This is a genomic window from Methylomarinum sp. Ch1-1 (assembly GCF_030717995.2).
GTDB lineage: Bacteria > Pseudomonadota > Gammaproteobacteria > Methylococcales > Methylomonadaceae > Methylomarinum > Methylomarinum roseum.
In genome coordinates this window covers 745316-763219 of record NZ_CP157743.1, presented here as the reverse complement: position 1 = coordinate 763219, position 17904 = coordinate 745316, and the positions used below count along the sequence as shown (strand labels likewise).

At 52.0% G+C, this 17904-nt stretch carries 17 protein-coding genes; 10 read left to right on the top strand and 7 right to left on the bottom strand.

All coding sequences use genetic code 11. The features are described 5' to 3' along the window. Positions 1-18: 18 nt before the first annotated feature. The 6 genes from Q9L42_RS03850 (at position 19) to bamE (ending at position 6255) form a co-directional block, all read left to right on the top strand. On the top strand, positions 19-924 hold the full coding sequence (locus Q9L42_RS03850; RefSeq protein WP_349431974.1) for a DUF58 domain-containing protein: 906 nt from the start codon (positions 19-21) through the stop codon (positions 922-924). Continuing rightward, on the top strand, positions 924-1388 hold the full coding sequence (locus tag Q9L42_RS03845; protein ID WP_305909747.1) for a DUF4381 domain-containing protein: 465 nt from the start codon (positions 924-926) through the stop codon (positions 1386-1388). The genes Q9L42_RS03850 and Q9L42_RS03845 overlap by 1 nt, the downstream gene beginning before the upstream one ends. Next, on the top strand, positions 1385-2371 hold the full coding sequence (locus Q9L42_RS03840) for a vWA domain-containing protein (RefSeq protein ID WP_349431972.1): 987 nt from the start codon (positions 1385-1387) through the stop codon (positions 2369-2371). The genes Q9L42_RS03845 and Q9L42_RS03840 overlap by 4 nt, the downstream gene beginning before the upstream one ends. Then, positions 2368-4131: a VWA domain-containing protein gene (locus Q9L42_RS03835; RefSeq protein WP_305909748.1), complete on the top strand. Its 1764-nt coding sequence runs from the start codon at positions 2368-2370 to the stop codon at positions 4129-4131. Before Q9L42_RS03840 ends, Q9L42_RS03835 begins: the two co-directional genes overlap by 4 nt. After that, the gene (locus tag Q9L42_RS03830; protein WP_305909749.1) at positions 4125-5825 is read left to right on the top strand and encodes a BatD family protein; all 1701 of its coding nucleotides are present in this window, start codon (positions 4125-4127) and stop codon (positions 5823-5825) included. Before Q9L42_RS03835 ends, Q9L42_RS03830 begins: the two co-directional genes overlap by 7 nt. A 91-nt stretch (positions 5826-5916) precedes the next feature. After that, positions 5917-6255, top strand: coding sequence for an outer membrane protein assembly factor BamE domain-containing protein (gene bamE, locus Q9L42_RS03825; protein WP_305909750.1), 339 nt, complete (start codon positions 5917-5919; stop codon positions 6253-6255). On the opposite strand, the gene Q9L42_RS03820 is transcribed toward bamE, so the two are convergent. Together Q9L42_RS03820 and nudE are read right to left on the bottom strand one after the other, a co-directional pair. Continuing rightward, complete coding sequence (locus Q9L42_RS03820; RefSeq protein WP_349431969.1) at positions 6256-7230, bottom strand: hypothetical protein; 975 nt, start codon at positions 7228-7230, stop codon at positions 6256-6258. Continuing rightward, positions 7227-7781: an ADP compounds hydrolase NudE gene (nudE, locus tag Q9L42_RS03815; protein ID WP_305909753.1), complete on the bottom strand. Its 555-nt coding sequence runs from the start codon at positions 7779-7781 to the stop codon at positions 7227-7229. The genes Q9L42_RS03820 and nudE overlap by 4 nt, the downstream gene beginning before the upstream one ends. Positions 7782-8092: 311 nt before the next feature. Between nudE and yrfG the strand changes: the two genes are divergently transcribed. Next, the gene (gene yrfG, locus Q9L42_RS03810) at positions 8093-8752 is read left to right on the top strand and encodes a GMP/IMP nucleotidase (RefSeq protein WP_305909754.1); all 660 of its coding nucleotides are present in this window, start codon (positions 8093-8095) and stop codon (positions 8750-8752) included. Here yrfG and rhlB read toward each other — a convergent pair. Further along, complete coding sequence (gene rhlB, locus Q9L42_RS03805; RefSeq protein ID WP_305909755.1) at positions 8712-9992, bottom strand: ATP-dependent RNA helicase RhlB; 1281 nt, start codon at positions 9990-9992, stop codon at positions 8712-8714. The genes yrfG and rhlB overlap by 41 nt on opposite strands. 100 nt (positions 9993-10092) lie before the next feature. Between rhlB and trxA the strand changes: the two genes are divergently transcribed. Then, entirely contained in the window at positions 10093-10419 is a 327-nt protein-coding gene (gene trxA, locus Q9L42_RS03800) for a thioredoxin TrxA (protein ID WP_305909756.1), read from the top strand. Positions 10420-10601: 182 nt separating this feature from the next. Beyond that, entirely contained in the window at positions 10602-11858 is a 1257-nt protein-coding gene (gene rho / locus Q9L42_RS03795) for a transcription termination factor Rho (RefSeq protein WP_305909757.1), read from the top strand. Positions 11859-12216: 358 nt separating this feature from the next. Here rho and Q9L42_RS03790 read toward each other — a convergent pair whose 3' ends face one another. From Q9L42_RS03790 to Q9L42_RS03780, 3 genes are read right to left on the bottom strand one after another with little or no spacing between them, the layout of a single operon-like run. Then, positions 12217-12489, bottom strand: a complete 273-nt coding sequence (locus tag Q9L42_RS03790) for an oxidative damage protection protein (RefSeq protein WP_305909758.1) — start codon at positions 12487-12489, stop codon at positions 12217-12219. Next, entirely contained in the window at positions 12473-13540 is a 1068-nt protein-coding gene (gene mutY, locus Q9L42_RS03785) for an A/G-specific adenine glycosylase (RefSeq protein ID WP_305910300.1), read from the bottom strand. The genes Q9L42_RS03790 and mutY overlap by 17 nt, the downstream gene beginning before the upstream one ends. 43 nt (positions 13541-13583) lie before the next feature. Continuing rightward, positions 13584-15710 (bottom strand): AsmA family protein, encoded by a 2127-nt coding sequence (locus Q9L42_RS03780; protein ID WP_349431965.1) that lies wholly within the window; start codon positions 15708-15710, stop codon positions 13584-13586. A 148-nt stretch (positions 15711-15858) separates the two neighbouring features. Here Q9L42_RS03780 and Q9L42_RS03775 point away from each other — a divergent pair, with 148 nt between their 5' ends. Further along, positions 15859-16143, top strand: a complete 285-nt coding sequence (locus Q9L42_RS03775; RefSeq protein ID WP_305910301.1) for a hypothetical protein — start codon at positions 15859-15861, stop codon at positions 16141-16143. 922 nt (positions 16144-17065) lie between these two features. On the opposite strand, the gene Q9L42_RS03770 is transcribed toward Q9L42_RS03775, so the two are convergent. Beyond that, positions 17066-17671 (bottom strand): peroxiredoxin, encoded by a 606-nt coding sequence (locus Q9L42_RS03770; RefSeq protein ID WP_305909760.1) that lies wholly within the window; start codon positions 17669-17671, stop codon positions 17066-17068. Positions 17672-17904: the final 233 nt, after the last annotated feature.

The following is a 17904-nucleotide window of genomic DNA, read 5'->3' as shown; positions in this document are numbered from 1 at the left end:
GAAAAGTTTATAGATGAAATGAAAACAGCAATTGACACTCATCCGTCATCCAACGAACGGGTCTCGGTGACACTGAACACCTTGGTCTATCTCGCCAAGGCGGCGTCGGCGTTGAATCTGCGCCACGATCAGATTCGCTCCGGGCAAAGCGGCGGCTATTTGTCCCGTTTCAAGGGGCGCGGCATGGAATTCGATGAGACTCGTCTTTATCAACCTGGCGACGATATCCGCAGCATAGACTGGCGTGTCACCGCGCGCACCGGCAAAGCTCACACCAAGATTTACCGTGAAGAACGGGAGCGACCGGTGTTTATCTCGGTGGATTATCGCCAGACCATGAGCTTCGCCACCCGCGGCGTATTCAAGTCGGTACAGGCCGCCAAACTGGCCGCTTTGCTGGCCTGGGCGGCGCAGCAACACGGCGACCGTATCGGCGGCCAGATTTTCACCGACGAAGCCTGCCTGGAACTGAAGCCGCAAAACGGCAAACATGCAGTCTTGCGCCTGTTTAAAGCGCTGGTCAAACCTTATTTCGCCTTCGAGGCCGCGATGACGCTGGAACTAGTCCTGGCCCGCCTGGTTCAGCACGCCCGACCCGGCAGTCTGGTCTATCTGATCAGTGATTTCCGAGGTCTCGCCGGCAACAACGCGGAACGACATTTAGCGAAGCTGAGCAGGCACTGCGAGGTGGTGATGATTCATGTCTACGATCCGCTGGAAAGCCATTTGCCGTCTAAAGGCCGATACCGCTTTACCGACGAACGACGCGATGTCGTGATAGACAGCGGCGATAAACAACGCATCCTCGGTTATCAGCAACGTTTTCGGCAACGCACAGATTATTTGCGACAGTTGAACCGTAAACCCGGCTTAACCGTGTTGCATTGCAGCACCGCCGACGACCCGCTGGAGGTGTTCAGATAATGGAACAACAACTGCCGCTCAAAGATATTCATATACCGGAAGCGGTCGACTGGTGGCCTCCGGCAATCGGCTGGTGGCTGCTGCTGATCCTGATTCCGGCGCTGATTTTCATGCTGTGGCGCCTCTATCGACGCATAGTGCGGCGCACCGCGGTTAAAAGTGCGAAAAAGATATTGGCCGCGATCAAAGAAGATCAGCAGTCGGATCCTCTGCAAAAACTGCAGCAGCTATCTGCGTTGCTGCGTCGGGTGTCGATCAGCGTGACGCCGCGCGAACACTGCGCCGGCTTGACCGGCGCCGACTGGTTGCGCCATCTGGACCGCTCCGTCAAAGGCTCGCCGTTCAGCGAAGGCGTCGGACGCTGCTTGGCCGATGCGCATTTTCGCAAAACGGCGCCCGACGATGTCGATCTGTCGGCGTTGATCGGCTTGTGCGAACAGTGGCTAAAAGGGCAGAAACGATGATCCATTTCGAATGGCCATGGCTGATGTTATTGCTGCCCCTGCCTCTGCTGTTTCGGTGGCTGCTGCCGGCGCAAACGCCGGTGGAGCAGGCGGCGTTGAAAGTGCCTTTTCTCGACGATCTGGCCGGCGCCGAGACCACAGCGGTTTCGCAGCCTCAGCAATGGCCTTTGCTGTTGGCCGCGCTGGCCTGGATCCTGCTGGTGCTGGCCGGTTGCCGTCCGCAATGGCTGGGCGAACCGATAGAGCAGGCGGTCAGCGGCCGCGACCTGATGCTGGCGGTCGATGTCTCCGGCAGCATGGAAGAGCGCGATTTCATCGTCGGCAAACAGCGGGTCGACCGGCTGACCGCCACCAAGCAGGTAGCCGGCGACTTCATCGCGCGCCGGGTCGGCGACCGTATCGGCCTGATCTTGTTCGGCACGACCGCCTATTTGCAGACCCCGCTGACCTTCGACCGCCAGACTGTCGTGACCTTATTGAATGAAGCCTTCATCGGCATTACCGATGACGAGCCGGCAACGTCCATCGGCGACGCCATCGGCCTGGCGGTTAAACGCCTGAAAAATCAACAGGCGGACAGCCGAGTGCTGATTTTGCTGACCGACGGCGCCAACACCGCCGGCGAGGTCTCGCCGTTGCAAGCGGCGGAACTGGCGGCGGAAAATCAACTGAAAATCTACACCATCGGCATCGGCGCCGATGAAATGATCGTGCGCAGTTTTTTCGGCTCGCGCAAGATCAATCCTTCGCGCGATCTCGATGAACGCACCCTGAGCGCGATCGCGAAAAAAACCGGCGGTCGTTATTTTCGCGCCAGAAACACGCAGGAACTGAACAAAATTTATCAATTACTCGATGAATTGGAGCCGGTGGAAAAAGACAAGCAATATTTTCGCCCCCGAACCGAACTGTATCACTGGCCTTTGGCGTTGGCGCTGCTATTAGCGGCGGCGATCGCCATCAACCGTACGAGGTGGACATGAACTTGGCGGAATTTCATTTTATCAGGCCTTATTGGCTGCTAGCCCTATTGCCGGCGTTAGTGCTGATCATGCTGTCGCTGAAAAAGCGGCTGGGCCGAGGCAATTGGTCCGAGGTCTGCGATGCCGCCTTGCTGCCGTATATTTTGCAAGACCGGGCCGTAGAACAAAGCCGCTGGCCGTTGACGGCGGCCTCCTTGGCCGCGCTGCTGGGCATTGTCGCGTTGGCCGGCCCGACCTGGGAGCGGCTGCCCGCGCCGGTTTTTCGTAATGACGCGGCGCTAGTGATCGCGCTGGATCTGTCGCGTTCGATGAACGCCAGCGACATCAAACCGAGCCGGCTGATACGCGCGCGTTATAAAATCGCCGACATCCTGAACCGGCGCAAGGACGGCCAGACCGCATTACTGGTCTATGCCGGCGACGCCTTCACTGTCACCCCGCTCACCGAGGATAACGAAACCATCGCCAGTCAATTGAATGCGTTGCATACCAGCATCATGCCCAGCCAGGGCAGCAATGCCGAATCCGCGCTTAAACTGGCGATCGATCTGCTGCGCCAGGCCGGTCTGCAACAGGGGCAGATTCTATTGATCGGCGACGCGATCACCGCCGATGTCATTGACGAGGCTTCTGAATTATTGGGCGCTTACCGTTTATCGGTATTGGGCGTCGGCACTGCGGAAGGCGCACCGGTCAAGGCGGCCGAAGGCGGTTTCTTAAAAGACGTCGACGGCAATATCGTCGTGCCAAAACTCAATGCCGAACAATTGTCGGCGCTGGCCGCGGCCGGCGACGGTGTTTATCGCAGCATCAGTGCCGATGACAGCGATATCGAGGCCTTGCTGTCCGCGATGGACCAACCCAAAACAGACAAGCAAGAACACAATCCGCTGTATCTGGATCAGTGGGCCGAAAAAGGCCCCTGGTTATTGCTGCTGGTCTTGCCGTTGGCGGCGTTAAGTTTCAGAAAAGGCCTGCTGACGATGACTTTTTTCGTGTTGCTGCCGTTTCCACAGGACAGTTTTGCGCTGGAATGGCGAGATCTGTGGACGAACCCGAATCAACAGGCGCAACAGGCGTTCGAGCAACAACAATACCAACAGGCGGCGGAACAATTCGAATCATTGCCATGGAAGGCCGCCGCCCAGTACAAGGCCGGACAATATCAGCAGGCGGCGGAAACGCTGCAAAATATCGATACCGCCGACGGCCATTACAACCGGGGCAATGCCTTAGCGAAGACCGGACAATACCAGCAGGCGCTGGAAGCTTATCGACAAGCGTTGCAGATCGATCCCGGTCATGAAGACGCCCAATACAATAAGGACTTGGTCGAAAAGGAGCTGGAAAAACAGCAACAACAAAATCAGCAACAAGACGATAATAGCCGGCCGTCCGATCAACAGCAGCAGCAAAACCAGGATGGCGAACCCTCGCAACAATCCGGGGAGCGGCAAGATAGCGAACGACAGCAGACCGATGCCGAGCAGCAAAACGACAATCAGCAGCCCGAGGCCTCCGAACAAACGCCTCAGGACGATGGGCAACAACGTGAAAATGAAAGCCCACGGCAAGCGGAACAGGCTGCCGAACAACAGGAGCAGGCTGCCCAACAAACGGAAACGGAGGAAAGCGAGCAGGCCAGCGAACAATGGCTGAAGCGCATTCCCGACGATCCTTCGGGTCTGCTAAAACGTAAATTCAGATATCAATACGGCCGGCGCGGCCGCAAACCAGCATCGACGGATCAGACATGGTAACCATTCAAACTCTCGCGGCCTGGCTTAAATACGGCTCGGCCATCGTTTTGTTAACCTTGTTATTCACCCCCTTAACACAGGCGGCTAACATCGAGGTCGCCGTGGACAGAAACCCGGTCAGCATCAGTGACTCGTTTCAGTTGACCTTCACCGCCCGCGAATCGCCCGACGACGATCCCGATTTCAGCACGCTGCGGCAAGACTTCGATATCCTCAATCAACGGCAAAGCTCGCAATCCTCCTGGGTCAACGGCCGCTTCAGCAAAACCATTCAGTGGACGCTGGACGTGATGGCCAAACGCACCGGCCGATTGCTGATACCCTCGATTGCATTTGGCGATGACGCCACCGAACCGTTGACCATCACGGTGATGCAGGCGCCCGCGCTCAACAACCGCGATGATGAACTATTCCTGGAAGTCGAGACAACACCGGAGCAAGCCTATGTGCAGTCGCAGATTATCTATACATTGCGTTTTTATCGCCGGGTGCAGATTACCCAGGCCAGCCTGAGCGAACCGGAGCTGGACGACGCCGTTGTGGAAAAACTCACCGAGGATAGCAATTACAATACCCGTATCAATGGCGTCAGTTACGCGGTGACCGAACGTAAATATGCAATATTTCCGCAGCAGAGCGGCCGCTTGACCATTCCGCCGCTAACGCTGACCGCCGAAGTGGTCAGCGGTTCCCGCTCGCGCTTTAACGGTTTTTTCAGTTCCCAGGTCACCAGAACCAAGCGCGTCTCTTCCAGAGCCGTGACGTTGGACGTGCTGCCGGCGGCGGACAGCTATACGGCCGACCATTGGCTGCCGGCAGAACAACTTCATCTTGAGCAAAAATGGTCCAACGATAATTTACGGTTCCAGGTTGGCGAACCGTTGACCCGCACGTTGACGATTTTGGCCAAGGGCACGACGGTCGGCCAACTCCCGGAACTGGCGACGCCTAGCGATGACGCCCAACTGAAGACTTATCCCGATCAGCCGGTTCTGAAGGAACAGAAAAACGCCACAGGCCTGATCGCGTTTCGCGAGGAGAAAATCGCCTTCATCCCTTCCTCAGCCGGCACGTTCGAACTGCCCGCGATCGAAGTCCCTTGGTTCAATACCGAAAGCCAGCAAATGGAAATAGCGCGCATTCCGCCGGTGACCTTGACCGCCGTTGCCGGCACGCCGGCCGCTAAACCGACTCCGCCTGCGGCTCCGGCCTCTCCTTCAACGCAGCCGACTGAAACGACCGTGCAGCCGACGTCAGCAGGCGATCATTTCTGGAGGTGGCTGGCGTTATTTTTAGGGAGCGGTTGGCTGGTGACGCTGGCGTTTTTGCTGCATCGGCATTTTCGTAAACCGAAATCTCAGGACGTGCCGCTCGTCGACAGCGAACACAAGCGCTTGAAAGACTCGATTAAGCGGCTGAAGGCGGCCTGTCAAGTCAATGATGCGCAGGGCGCAAAACAGGCTCTAATGGAATGGGGTAAAATGCAATACCATAGCGCCAGCCTGGGCGCCATCGCGCCGCATTGCGAGGCGCGTCTGCGCGATGAAATTCTGCACCTTAATCAATGTCTTTATGCGGCGGATCAAAACGCCTGGGAAGGCAAGCCCTTGTTTCAGGCCTTCGCCGAACACAATGCCCGCGAACAGATTAAACGGCCAGTGGATGAGGCGCTGGAACCGCTTTATCGTATTTAAACAGGATGCGACCGAATTATTTGTATTCAAATGGCTTGACTCAAGCGGCATTTCATCGGACGATGGCGCATTTTTTACCGGAGAGCTATAAATGAAGATGGGTCTTTTCCGAATCACGGTCTTATTGAGTGTGTTGTCATTGGTCAGCGGCTGCGCCTCGATCGGCCGTGAATTTCCCAGCAGTCAGGTTTCGGTAATCACCATCGGCGAAACCACGCAGCGGCAGATACGCTCGATGTTTGGCGCACCCTGGCGGGTCGGCATCGAAAACGGCCAACGGACCTGGACTTACGGTCATTATCAATACAGCCTATTCGGCGAGGGCAGCACCGAGGATCTGGTAGTGCGCTTCGATAACCGGGGCATCGTCGCCTCCTATGTGTTCAACACCACGGAACATCAGGAAGGCGCGCCGGTGGCCGGACAATAACTATCTTTTCTTATCCAGCTGCGCCTCGGTAGTCGACAGGATGCTGGGCACCAGTTTTTCCGAGAAGCCGGCGATGAAACACCAGATTATCAGGGAAAAAAAGCTTTTCGAGTTCAGATTAATCTCCTGCTTTTGACCGAAATCCGGAAACAACGATCCGCTCAGCAGTTCGGCTCTGAAGAAATAATAACAGATCAGCGCTGCGCCGATGCCGGTGATGATTCGAGTCAGAATGAAATGCAGACTGTGTAAATTGCCCAGCTCCTGCAACGTGACCGTTTCCACCCTGGCTTTAAGCGAAATCAACATGCTGAAACAGGCTCCCATATAGCCGGCCATCAATGCGGTGATGGCGAAATGCAGATGGATAGGCGTGGAATCGGGACTTTCGGCGGTCAATGTCTTGAGCCATGGGCTATCGGCAACATACTGATATATGCCATCCGGATACAGTATGCCGATCGCAAGCAGGAATACGCTGAGCAGGATCGCCGCGCTGAAGAAAAAGCCGATCTTCAAGCGCGCCTTATTGGCATACATGCTTCTATGCTGCCGCCCTTCATAGAACCTGTGCAGGCTGGCGGTCAGTTTGCTCAACAAGGCGCGTTTTTTTTCGCGAACAGATTCAGCATCCTCTTCTGCGATTTTTTTGAATTCCTGGTTGAAGAATGCGTATTCCTGGTCATTGAATAGTGTAGCCGCCTTATGCAGTTGATAACGCAGCTCGATATCGAGATCGCATTCGCTCAGCAACGGTATCATTAACAATTCGACCGTTTTGACAGTATTCCAATCCGGGTGGCTCTTCAATTTGTCCAATTGCTCCTCGATAGCGGAGGCTGCCGGTCCCTTTTTTTCAATATTTTGAAAACGGGTCCACAAACGAACATAATTCTGCTGATTGATCTGGTCGAAATTTGTGCTATCGAAGCACTTGTTGATCCAGCCCAATCCGGACTCGAGCGGTGATTTCATTCTCGGCGCCTGTTCAGATAATCCAGCGTCAAATACAAGGCGGCTATGGAACGCGCTTCGCTGCATTCACCACTGGCCAACAGCCCGGGAATATCGTCGATTTTCCAGGGCACCACTTGCAATTCTTCCGGTTCATCGCCCGGTAGTTTTTCCTGGTATAAATCCATCGCGATCACGACATCGATGCTGTGCTCCATGTAAGAGGGGGCCAACGACAATTCCATGATATGCTGCAATTTTTTGGCGCCATAGCCGATCTCTTCCTTCAGTTCGCGATTGGCTGCCGCCATATAGTCTTCGCCGGGATCGAGCTTGCCTTTCGGCAGCCCCAGTTCATAACGGTCGAGACCGGCGCCATATTCCCTGACCAGCAGCACTGTTTCGTTATCCAATAACGGCACCACCAGCACCGCCCCGCAGCCGGCGCCGCGAATCAAGCGTTCGTAATTTCGTTGTTCACCGTTGCTGAATTCAAGCTCCAATGCTTCAATATGAAACAAACGGCTTCTGGCAACAGTCGACTTGGCAAGTATTTTCGGTTTCTGAATCATTTTTCGTGGCTAGGGCTCGGTTCAAGCGACTTAGGGAAACGCTTAACAAGGCCCATCCGTGGATTTCTCGGTGGTCGCCGAAGCAATGACTTGTCGTCAACGATTTGAGTTGTGCATCGGCGCACATTCCTTGGGAATGTCGGCTCGTTTCTTAAGGAACGAGTATGAAATAACTTCTCCAAACGTCGGAAGAGGAATCGGTGGCTCGATTGACAGTTGACTGCAACGTCCTGTTGCAGACAGCCCGATAAATCAATAACCTACTCCCTCTGATAAAACTACGCTGAATAATTACAATATAACTCACTCTTATGCTAAATTGGAAACAAATTGACACCGTTTTGCTGGATATGGACGGCACGTTACTGGATTTGAATTTCGATAATCATTTCTGGAATGAATTTGTGCCGTTGCGCTATGCGGAAAATAACGGTCTGACTCTGGCCGAAGCCAAACGGCAACTGGCGCCGCGCTTTAAGGCGATGGAAGGAAAACTCGAGTGGTATTGCATGGACTACTGGAGTAACGCCTTGGATCTGGATATAGCCGGACTTAAACAGGAAATTTCCGGGCTGATCGATGTATTGCCGCATGTGACCGAATTCCTGGAGGCGGTGCAAAAGTCGTCGCGCCAATTACTGCTGGTCACCAATGCGCATCGAAACAGCCTGGGGCTGAAAATGGAAAAAACCAGCCTGAATGTGTTTTTCGACGCCATTATCTGTTCCCATGATTTCGGCTTCGCCAAGGAGCAGCAGGGCTTCTGGCAACGCCTGCAACAGCATCATGTCTTCGCCAAACACCGCAGCTTGCTGGTGGATGACAGCCAGGCGGTGTTGACCGCAGCCAGAGAATTCGGCATTGCCCAGCTGATTTCGGTCAGCAAACCGGACAGCCGGGCCGGCAAACGCAACATCACCGAGTTTCCTGCTATTGAGGACTTTCGGGAGCTGATGCCGGTGGACGGCTAGGCTTGCGCCGCGGTTTGCCGGTACGCTTGTCTTGAGAGGGTTTTCGCGGCGGCCTGCTTGTCGGCTGCTTGATATCTTTGGCCAGCAATTCTTCCGAGATGCTCTGCACCGGAATTTTTTCACCGATATAGGCTTCGATATCCGGCATCGAATAAGCGTATTCCTCGCAGATAAAGCTGATCGCCTCACCGCTGGCTCCGAAACGCGCCGTTCTGCCGATTCGATGCACGTAATCTTCGACGTCCTGGGGCAGATCATAATTGAATACATGCGAGACATCCGGAATATGCAGGCCGCGAGCGGCGACATCGGTCGCTATCATCAACGTCAGCTTGCTTTCCTGAAAATCATTGAGCAGGCGCTGACGCATGTCTTGAGGGACATCGCCACTTAACAGGGCGGTTTTGTAACCGTTGGCCTGCAGATAATTGTTTAATTGCTCGGCGCTGCGTTTGGTATTGACGAAAACGATGCTGCGTTGGGGTTGATGCTGTTTGAGCAGACCCAACAACAACGGGATTTTTTGTTCATTGGCAGGGCAGTAGGCGATTTGCTTGATCGATTTCGAGGTCACTTCCTCGGTCTCGATCTTGACCACGACCGGGTTGTTCATGTGCTCATAGGCCAATTCGGTGACCTTGTATGACATGGTCGCCGAAAACAGCATATTCAGGCGTTTCTCGGGCGGCGGCATGCGGCGCAGCAGATAGCGGATATCCTTGATGAAACCGAGATCGAACATCCGGTCCGCTTCGTCCAGCACCATGACCTGGATGTTGTTCAACGTGAAGGCGTTTTGCTTGTAAAAATCGATAATGCGGCCCGGCGTGCCGATAATAATATCGACATTGGACTTGATCTTATCCAGTTGTTTTTTGTAATCGGTGCCCCCATATATTAGTGCGAACCTAAGATTTAGGTAAGAACTTAACTGAACGGCGTCCTTATGAATCTGGATGGCCAGCTCTCGAGTCGGCGCCACAATCAAAGCCCGGGGATTTTTTATCTTCTCGCTATCATCATTGATTAAATGTTGAAAGGCCGCCAGCAGGAAGGTCGCGGTTTTACCGGTTCCGGTTTGCGCCTGACCGGCGATGTCCTTGCCCCTGAGCGACAACGGCAAAGACTTTTCCTGTATCGGCGTACAGTTGATAAAGCCAGCATCTTTCAAGCCTTTTATGATGGAATCCGAAAGTTCCAGGTTGCTGAAGCGTGTTTCGGTCAAATGTGATTTTTTCATCCTTAATAGCATAACGTAAAAATTAATTTCACTGAAATTGATTGACAAATTATCCTCGGCCCACCTATAGTTTTAAATTTGAAAAATATTGGAGAATAGCGTGAGTGACTTAGTCCTTCATGTATCAGATGCGGATTTTAACGAAACAGTGATTAAGGCCAGTGGCCCTGTTCTGGTCGACTACTGGGCTGAATGGTGCGGCCCATGCAAAATGATTGCACCAGTGCTGGATGAAGTTGCTGCTGAATACGAAGGTAAATTGACAGTGGCAAAGCTGAATATCGACGAAAATCCCGAAGCCCCTCAACACTATGGTGTGCGAGGCATTCCCACCTTAATGATTTTCAAAGATGGCGAAGTGGAAGCAACTAAGGTTGGCGCTTTAACCAAGTCACAATTAACCGATTTCATCGATAGCAACATCTGATCGGCAGCATTGCTTGGAAGGGTCCGGTAAAAATTATTTGGACGGGCCCGCTCCATTGCGTTATACTCACCACGTGCTTATTTCAGCGCGCCCCTATTTCTGTCTTTTTATCCCTAATTATTAACCCTTTCTTCGTGACCGCGGCCTTCTGTCGTGTTGCATTTCCTGAACGCTCTTTTAATATGAATCTTTCCGAGTTAAAACTAAAACCGATTAATGAAATTATTTCCATTGCCGAATCTTTAGGCCTTGATAATATCGCCAGAGCCCGAAAGCAGGAATTAATTTTTGCCATTCTGAAAAGCCAGGCAAAAAGTGGTGAAGATATTTATGGTGATGGCGTACTGGAAATACTGCAGGATGGTTTCGGCTTTTTACGAACTCCCGGCTGTTCTTATCTTGCCGGCCCCGATGACATCTATGTTTCCCCCAGTCAGATAAGGCGATTCGGTCTGCGCACCGGCGACACCGTCAGCGGTAAAATCAGGCCGCCAAAGGACAGTGAACGTTATTTCGCGATGCTGAAGGTCGAAAGCATCAACTTCGAAGCCCCGGAACACGCCAAGCATAAAATCCTCTTTTCCAACCTCACCCCCTTATTCGCCAATAAACGCTTTAGACTAGAGCAGGGCAACGGCTCCAGCGAAGACCTGACAGGCCGCATCATCGACTTGGTGGCGCCTATCGGCAAAGGACAACGGGGGCTGATCGTATCGCCGCCCAAAGCCGGTAAGACGATGATCATGCAGAATATCGCCCACTCTATCGCCGAAAACAATCCAGAATGCTATCTGATCGTGTTATTGATCGATGAACGTCCGGAAGAGGTGACCGAGATGGAGCGTTGCGTGCGCGGCGAGGTGGTTTCCAGCACCTTTGACGAACCCGCCACGCGTCATGTCCAGGTCGCCGAAATGGTCATCGAAAAAGCCCGTCGTCTTGTTGAGCACAAACACGATGTCGTTATTCTGTTAGACTCGATCACCCGTCTGGCGAGGGCTTACAACATGGTGGTGCCGTCTTCCGGCAAACTGCTGTCGGGCGGCGTCGACGCCAATGCACTGGAGAAACCGAAACGCTTTTTCGGTGCGGCTAGAAATATCGAAGAGGGCGGCAGTCTGACCATCCTCGCGACCGCCTTGATCGATACCGGCTCACGCATGGATGAAGTGATCTACGAAGAATTCAAAGGCACCGGCAACATGGAATTGCATCTGGAACGCAAAATCGCCGAAAAACGCATCTATCCCGCGATCAACATCAATCGCTCCGGCACACGTCGCGAGGAATACCTAGTCGAGCCGGAAGAACTGCAAAAAACCTGGATTCTGCGCAAAATACTGCAGCCGATGGATGAAATGGCCGCTTCGGAATTTTTGCTGGGCAAACTGAAAGACTTTAAAACCAACGCAGAATTTTTCGAATCGATGAAGCGGTAAAAAGCTTGGCCACACTAACTATTCAGTATAAAAATGATTTTCTCAGCATCAAGCTGAATAGTTACAAAAGCTTTAGGTTCAAGGTAAAGCATTTAATCTTGAATTCAGAGATTAAATGCTTAGCGTGTCATGCCTCAGTGAGTTATGTAGAAACACATGCAGCATGGCTGCATTAAAGCTTACACCGCACAAGGATGTGCAAGTGCAGCGTGAAGCAGAAGCAGTTAGCCGCCATGGACGTACTCATGGCGGCTTTCGGAGCAAGTTAGCTGGGACATGACTGCAAACATCGACTTACAACTCCTTGATTTTTCAGGCACGAACTCTCAGCGTTTAATGCATATTTGAACCCTTAGATTCAGTCTTTTTGCGGCACGTAGCCTTCCGGCATTTCGAATCCACCGGAAAACAGAAATTTTTCCCTTTCTTCTTCCAGGATCTTCTTCGATCTGGGATCGAAGCTGGCCAAACGCTGCTCGTTAATAATCATAGTCTGCATGTTCAGCCATTCCTGCCAAGCCTGTTTCGACACATGCTCATAAATATATTGTCCTTTCGGGCCGGGAAACGGCGGTTGTTCCAAACCTTCCGCTTCAATCCCCAGTTTCACGCATTTAACCATTCTCGTCATACTCTTCCTCTATCTGTTGATCCTGCAATAATCTCTTTACCGGCGCAGGTAAACCTAATGAGTCAATTTGACTGGTTTTATACCAGACTGCCAGATTTGCTTCCATCACATTATTATTGGGGTTTTCACTCTCGACGATGACGGCGGTATAGTCGAGATGATAGTGAGAGAAGGTATGGCGCTGGCTAGCCAATTCTCGAAGGCGTCGCACCGGATAATTTTTCTCTAGACACCACTGCTGCAATTCCGCCAGACTGACGAATTCGGGCAAACTCCATAATCCGCCCCAGATGCCGCTAGGCGGTCTTTTTTGTAACAATACTTGTTGTTCGTCGTTTTTCAACAGCAGCCAAAAGGCTTGTTTCACCGGTATTTTCTGGCGCGGCTTCGGGGTCGGCAACACATCGGTTTTATTTTCCCGAAAGGCAAAACAAGCAGTGCCCAACGGACAGCCATCGCAATTGGGCTTACTCCGGGTGCATAGCGTCGCCCCCATATCCATCATCGCCTGGGTGTAATCGGCAGTGCGTTGCAGCGGCGTGTAACGACGACTGACGCTCCACAATTCCTTATTGACCTTGCTGTCGCCGGACCAGCCATGTATGCCATGAAAACGAGCCAATACCCGCCTGACGTTGCCATCCAAGATCGGATGACTTTGTCCACAGGCGATGCTCAATATCGCCCCGGCGGTGGAACGGCCGATGCCGGGCAACTCACTCATCGAGTCTAGGGTGTCTGGAAACACGCCGCCATTGTCGGCGACGATACGCGCGGATTTATGCAGATTTCTGGCTCGGGCGTAGTAACCGAGACCCGCCCAGTGCTGCAAAACCTCATCGAGCGGCGCCTCGGCCAGTCTGAACACATCCGGGAAACGGACCATGAAGCGCTGAAAGTAGGGGATCACCGTCGCGACCTGGGTTTGCTGCAGCATGATTTCCGAAACCCAAACCCGGTAGGGATTGATGTTTTGCTGCCAGGGCAGGTCTTTGCGGCCGTGCCGGTCAAACCAGCCGAGGATGCGGCGTTGGAATATTTCAGGTGTCATGGCGTCTAGGCCGGCATCCACATAAAACTTCGCCGCAGGATAATTATCTGAAAAGCCCCTTGAGCAAATCGCTGGCGCCAGGACCCAGTTTTTCATCCAGTTTTTTCAGCACTTCTTCTTTCTTCTCTTCGATCTTGCCTTTGTTTTTCTCCAACAGCATCGCCGGTACATCCAGTGTATAAGACGGTTTATTAAATGTTCCACCGATTTTAATGATCAACGGCACGCCTTTTACCTTTTCGGGCTGATCGCCGGTCGCTTTTTTGATCAATTTGCCGTGGATTTTATAATCCAGTTTTTCATTAACCAGGTTTGCCGTGCCTTCGCCGTCAACATGCACTCTTGAAGACAGCGCTTGCAGGTCATTATTTCTCACCAGGCCGTCATTAACCGTCGCCGACCCGCTGATGACCGAAAACACGGTCTGATCATTCTTGTTTTCGGTCGGCAGCGGCGACCCCTCAATCAGCGCCTTCGTGTTATCGATCATCTTTTGCAGATTGAAGCCTCTGATCACCCCATCCTTGAAGTTGAAATCGAGCTTGCCGTCCAGCGAGGATTTGATCGCCGCCACGCTGTTCCCGGAGCCGCGCAGATCGGCGTTCAGATTAACGATGCCGGACATTTTGCTTTTCCCTCCCTGCAGATCCTGCAATAAGGACTCGACCTGAACATTGTTCAGCGCTTCACGCAACGCGATCGTAGGGCGGCTGCCCTTGACATTAATCGTCGTGTTTCCTGAAAAAGCGCCTTGATACAGCTTGTTAATAACCTGCTCGGTTTTGACTACACCGTTGGCGGCATTCAGTTTCAAACGAATATCCTGCATGCTCAAGTTGTTGATTTTCAACTTACCGATCGCCAGATTACCGTTGGCATTCAATCCCCGCAGGGTATCGACAGGCAGTAACGCCGCGCCGGCCGCAGCCACCGCGGCGGATGATGCGGCGCCCGTTTTTCCGCCTTTAGCTTGTGGCTTGGCCGGCGGCATATAACGGTCGGCATCGATAGCATCCAGGTTAAGATCGAAAACAATCGCCTGAGTCGCGAAGTTTTTGATGCCGGCGGAGCCTTTTAAGGTGCTGTCATCCAGTTTCAGCTGTAGATTCTGCATGGTGACGCTGGTATCCGTCGCCTGAAGATTGAAATTGGCCGACAAGCTGCTCAGGGCGTCGCCGTCCTGCATCGCCGGCAGCGCAATGCTCATGTCTTTCAGCAATTTAGCCAAGTTGAATTCGGCAATACTGATCGGTCCCTGGAAAACCGGCTTATCTTTGATTTGCGTGCCCTTGATGTCGGCATTGACCATTAAATCGCCGGAACTAAGCTTCAACTTAGAGATATCCAGGGTTTGCTGCGTCAAATCGATAGCGACCTCGGATTGCAGCGTAGCCTGAAGCTTTTCTCCGGGTATCGCTTTACCACTGGTCTCGCTATTCAACTGCAAGCCATTCAGCTTGATGATATCGAATTTTTCATTGATGACCGCATCGGTCGTGAAACTGAGATGTTCGGTCAACTGCGGTTCTTGATTGATCAGCGTCAACGACAAATCGATGCCTATCGGTTCGGCAAATGCCAGTTCGTCGGTGACCAGGTTAAAATCCTTGATCTCGGTATGTTTACCCGCTTGCCGATCGTCCCAGACGATATTGGCGTCTTCGATCGACAGACCGCCTATCGCCAGTGCGGCAAGCGCGCTGCTGGTATCGGTCTTGGGCGAGGATGGTTTTTCCTCGGCCGCAGAGGTTTTCTTTTCTTCCTTTGCCGGAACCAGATCATCCCAGTTAGTAACTCCTTGCTTGTTCTTGGCCAAATTGAGCGCCAAGCCCTTAAGCACAATGCGATTGACCTCCACCTGTTTCGACAACAGCGGCAGCAATTTAACCTTGATATCGCTTTGTTCTATCTCGGCGAAGGGCTTGCCGTTGAAGCCCTCGGCATTGCTCAAGGACAACCGTCCGGTTGACAGTCCTATCCATGGAAATATCGACAGCTCCAGGTCTCCCTCGATGCTGAGTTCGCGCCCGGTATGGTCTTTGACGACTGCCTGGATTTGCGGCTTAAAATCATTGGGGTCGATAACAAAAGGTAACACGACGGCGGCAACCATGATTAACAGTACTAAGGTTGCGATAACTGTTAACAGGATTTTAAGCGGCTTGCCCATCTGAATCTCCATGTAGTTAAAAAGATGTAATGAATTTGGATATCGAATATGATAATCGATCCATCACAGCGTGTTGTTACTGATTCTAACCGGATTAAATTCTAAATCAATCAATGCGTGCTTTTTCATAATCAAAGAGGATCTATGCATGTTGCTACTTGCTAAATTTGCCGGAATTCTGGTGTTGGTATGGTTTTATCTCAGCGGGAAGAAGATAGGGGAACCGCCCATCAAGTGGGCGATCATCGGTTTGATAGGTTATTGGATAACCTGGTGGCTGGCTAACAAACTGATTCTTTCTTCGTTAACCGGCATGTTCGCCAAAAGTGCGGTAGCGGTTTTTCTAGTCACTCAGATTCCAGTCGTTTTTGCACTAGTGGCAGCTTATTTTATCAGAAAGAAATTGATCGGCAGCGCGGCGGCAAGCGAATAACAGGGCTCCCTCATTAAAAAATACCTGAACCAACACATTGGTTAATATCGCGTCATCCCTCTCGGCGGGGCGGGTTATTTAACCCGCCCCAAACGTTTAACTTACTCTAGTCACGGTTGAATCGTTCAGGACCTCATTGACCTGCATTTCGCATAGCGACATGCGGCTACTTGCGCCGCGGCTCCGCCAAAGTTTGCCCGTAGGAGGCCCGCCCTCGGGCCGAATGGCTCTTTTCGTGCCGGGGGCGGCGCTCCTACACAAAGCAGCGTCTTGCCTTCGGATGTGCTGAACAACGTGAAGTGCATCAAAAACCGTTGCGCTTCCTATCGTCAGCACACCCTCGCACCGTAGGGCGGCTTCGCGAAGCAAGCCGCCAAAAACCGCCACCGGGGCAAAATTGGCCTGTACGCGGGGCGGGTTATTTAACACACCCTAAACGTTTAACTTACTTTAGGCGTATTTATTCAGCAATTCCCACTTTGGCGTTCAAAAAGGGCATGGGGTGTGTTTGGCGAGGATGTCGGCAGCAAGGACGCTGCCGTCAAGCCCCCAGGGATGGGTTTACCCAGCACCTAAATACCATAGACTATTGGCTATGATTTATTATCGTCGTTTATTTAGGTGCTGGGTGAACGGCACTCCTCGACAGACACACCTCATGCCCTAAACCCTGCAAAAATACTTAAACTGAGAATTACTGGTATTTATTGTTAATTTTCTGTTTTGCCACTCATTCATTTAATGAGGTAGCCCTGAAGCGAATAAGTCCAGCGCTTCGCTTGTTAGCGGCTGTTTCTCGGACTACCGAAAGCGATACCCACTTCGAATCGCAGATCTGTTTATGACAGATGGCCGCGTAATAAAAAAGGCGCATTGCCGAAACAATGCGCCTTCTGGCTAAAAACCGACAGCCTAAAAATGCTTACAATTTGTCGGCATTGGCGCCTAGGTATTTAGCGACCCCTTCAGGACTTGCATCCATGCCGCTATCGCCTTTGTTCCAGCCGGCTGGACAAACTTCACCATGTTCTTCGTGGAACTGCAGCGCATCAACCATACGCAACAATTCGTCGATGTTGCGACCTAATGGCAGATCGTTAACGACTTGATGACGCACCATGCCGTTTTGGTCGATCAAGAAGCTGCCACGATAAGCAACCGACGGCGCCTCGGCTTCTACATCGTAATCTTTGCAAATTGTATGGCCGATATCGGCGGCCATCGTATAACGAACCGGACCGATGCCGCCTTCGTTGACAGGGGTATTACGCCACGCATTGTGAGTAAAGTGTGAGTCGACCGATACGGTAATCACTTCAACGCCACGGCTTTTGAACTCATCGAGACGATGGTCCAGCGCAATTAACTCGCTAGGACAAACGAAGGTGAAATCCAAGGGATAGAACACAACTACTGCATATTTTCCTCTGGTGGCGTCAGAAAAATTGAAGGAATCAACAATTTGACCGTCGCCTAATACCGCAGGAACTGTAAAATCAGGTGCTTGTTTGCCTACTAGTACGCTCATCGTTTTTCTCCAGAAAATTTTGCTAAAACAAAAGATTACGTTAAAGATATTGCCACTCGTTCAAGTGGATCTCAACTATTCTACACTAAATTACTCGGAATTTATTCACTATTTATTAAAATTCTACTTGATTTAATTTTTACTTTAGCGATAATTTGTAATCATAAACCTACACAAATAACAACAAGGCTATATCCCTTGTTATGTTAATAACACTATCCACTACCGCGGTA

Excerpts from the sequence above, each read along its gene's own strand:
- rhlB (WP_305909755.1), bottom strand. The coding sequence starts at position 9,992 with ATGAAAAAATCACATTTGACCGAAACACGCTTCAGCAACCTGGAACTT.
- nudE (WP_305909753.1), bottom strand. The coding sequence starts at position 7,781 with ATGATTCAGAAACCGAAAATACTTGCCAAGTCGACTGTTGCCAGAAGC.
- Q9L42_RS03845 (WP_305909747.1), top strand. The coding sequence starts at position 924 with ATGGAACAACAACTGCCGCTCAAAGATATTCATATACCGGAAGCGGTC.
- Q9L42_RS03780 (WP_349431965.1), bottom strand. The coding sequence starts at position 15,710 with ATGGGCAAGCCGCTTAAAATCCTGTTAACAGTTATCGCAACCTTAGTA.
- Q9L42_RS03770 (WP_305909760.1), bottom strand. The coding sequence starts at position 17,671 with ATGAGCGTACTAGTAGGCAAACAAGCACCTGATTTTACAGTTCCTGCG.
- yrfG (WP_305909754.1), top strand. The coding sequence starts at position 8,093 with ATGCTAAATTGGAAACAAATTGACACCGTTTTGCTGGATATGGACGGC.
- Q9L42_RS03820 (WP_349431969.1), bottom strand. The coding sequence starts at position 7,230 with ATGAAATCACCGCTCGAGTCCGGATTGGGCTGGATCAACAAGTGCTTC.
- bamE (WP_305909750.1), top strand. The coding sequence starts at position 5,917 with ATGAAGATGGGTCTTTTCCGAATCACGGTCTTATTGAGTGTGTTGTCA.
- Q9L42_RS03850 (WP_349431974.1), top strand. The coding sequence starts at position 19 with ATGAAAACAGCAATTGACACTCATCCGTCATCCAACGAACGGGTCTCG.
- Q9L42_RS03790 (WP_305909758.1), bottom strand. The coding sequence starts at position 12,489 with ATGACGAGAATGGTTAAATGCGTGAAACTGGGGATTGAAGCGGAAGGT.
- mutY (WP_305910300.1), bottom strand. The coding sequence starts at position 13,540 with ATGACACCTGAAATATTCCAACGCCGCATCCTCGGCTGGTTTGACCGG.
- rho (WP_305909757.1), top strand. The coding sequence starts at position 10,602 with ATGAATCTTTCCGAGTTAAAACTAAAACCGATTAATGAAATTATTTCC.
- Q9L42_RS03835 (WP_305909748.1), top strand. The coding sequence starts at position 2,368 with ATGAACTTGGCGGAATTTCATTTTATCAGGCCTTATTGGCTGCTAGCC.
- Q9L42_RS03830 (WP_305909749.1), top strand. The coding sequence starts at position 4,125 with ATGGTAACCATTCAAACTCTCGCGGCCTGGCTTAAATACGGCTCGGCC.
- Q9L42_RS03840 (WP_349431972.1), top strand. The coding sequence starts at position 1,385 with ATGATCCATTTCGAATGGCCATGGCTGATGTTATTGCTGCCCCTGCCT.
- Q9L42_RS03775 (WP_305910301.1), top strand. The coding sequence starts at position 15,859 with ATGTTGCTACTTGCTAAATTTGCCGGAATTCTGGTGTTGGTATGGTTT.